The sequence below is a fragment of the Aeromonas sp. 600282 genome, assembly GCF_049175755.1.
GTDB lineage: Bacteria > Pseudomonadota > Gammaproteobacteria > Enterobacterales > Aeromonadaceae > Aeromonas > Aeromonas veronii_A.
This window is the reverse complement of record NZ_JAAKVR010000037.1, coordinates 1-1,749: the sequence shown is the minus strand read 5'-3', so window position 1 is coordinate 1,749 and position 1,749 is coordinate 1. Positions and strand designations below refer to the sequence as shown.

The 1,749-nt window shown below is 50.2% G+C and carries 1 tRNA gene and 2 rRNA genes; all 3 read right to left on the bottom strand.

What is annotated here, in order from left to right:
* Window positions 1-1,158 (bottom strand): 23S ribosomal RNA (locus G5137_RS20625); the annotation flags it as partial.
* Window positions 1,159-1,396: 238 nt separating this feature from the next.
* A tRNA-Glu gene (locus tag G5137_RS20620) sits at window positions 1,397-1,472 on the bottom strand.
* Between the two features lie 210 nt (window positions 1,473-1,682).
* Window positions 1,683-1,749: ribosomal RNA gene (locus G5137_RS20615) — 16S ribosomal RNA — on the bottom strand; the annotation flags it as partial.

The following is a 1,749-nucleotide window of genomic DNA, read 5'->3' as shown; positions in this document are numbered from 1 at the left end:
GTGAATCCGCGGCTTCGGTGCCTGGTTTGAGCCCCGTTACATCTTCCGCGCAGGCCGACTCGACTAGTGAGCTATTACGCTTTCTTTAAATGATGGCTGCTTCTAAGCCAACATCCTAGCTGTCTGAGCCTTCCCACATCGTTTCCCACTTAACCAGAACTTTGGGACCTTAGCCGGCGGTCTGGGTTGTTTCCCTCTTCACGACGGACGTTAGCACCCGCCGTGTGTCTCCCGGATATTACTTACTGGTATTCGGAGTTTGCATGGGGTTGGTAAGTCGGGATGACCCCCTAGCCCAAACAGTGCTCTACCCCCAGTAGTATTCGTCCGAGGCGCTACCTAAATAGCTTTCGGGGAGAACCAGCTATCTCCGAGTTTGATTGGCCTTTCACCCCCAGCCACAGGTCATCCCCTAACTTTGCAACGTTAGTGGGTTCGGTCCTCCAGTTGATGTTACTCAACCTTCAACCTGCCCATGGCTAGATCACCCGGTTTCGGGTCTACACCTTGCAACTAGACGCCCAGTTAAGACTCGGTTTCCCTACGGCTCCCCTATACGGTTAACCTCGCTACAAAATGTAAGTCGCTGACCCATTATACAAAAGGTACGCAGTCACCCCGAAGGGCTCCCACTGCTTGTACGTACACGGTTTCAGGTTCTATTTCACTCCCCTCACAGGGGTTCTTTTCGCCTTTCCCTCACGGTACTGGTTCACTATCGGTCAGTCAGGAGTATTTAGCCTTGGAGGATGGTCCCCCCATATTCAGACAGGATGTCACGTGTCCCGCCCTACTCGATTTCACATCAAGGTTGTTTTCGTGTACGGGGCTATCACCCTGTATCGCCGGCCTTTCCAGGACCGTTCCACTAACTTCCAAGATGCTTAAGGGCTAATCCCCGTTCGCTCGCCGCTACTGAGGGAATCTCGGTTGATTTCTTTTCCTCGGGGTACTTAGATGTTTCAGTTCTCCCGGTTCGCCTCTGTTACCTATGTATTCAGTAACAGATACCCGAGTTATCTCGGGTGGGTTTCCCCATTCGGAAATCTGTGAGTAATAGCGTCTCTTACCGACTTCTCACAGCTTATCGCAGGTTAGTACGTCCTTCATCGCCTCTGACTGCCAAGGCATCCACCATGTACGCTTAGTCACTTAACCATACAACCCCAAGAAGTGTCGTCGAAACAACGCTTGCTTGTTGTTGTACAACAAGGACCAAATAAAATTTGGTTTTCGCCAAGAAGTTTCCAAAGCACTTGTAACAAATGTTTGAGAACTACTTTTTAAATCAGCTTTCCAGATTGTTAAAGAGCATGTTTGCAACGGCTCAAGGCCGAAGAAAACAGAGTTAAGAATCAGTTTCTTAACTCTGCATTCTTGTTAGCAAGAAGAGAAGTGGCGTCCCCTAGGGGATTCGAACCCCTGTTACCGCCGTGAAAGGGCGGTGTCCTAGGCCTCTAGACGAAGGGGACCCCGGGTCTGCTTTGCAGTGCTTGCGCACTGAGACAACAGGTAGCAGTAAACTGCTATTCACATCCCGTTATCCGGCAGAGGAGGTTTTCTCTCATCCATCCCGAGGGCTGGACAACAGAAGCTGATGCATCACTGCATCAGGTCTTTGCTCTAACTACTTTGAATCAAGGCAATCTGTGTGAACACTCAACAACTTCGTCATCTTAAGGTAAGGAGGTGATCCAACCCCAGGTTCCCCTAGGGTTACCTTGTTACGACTTCACCCCAGTCATGAAT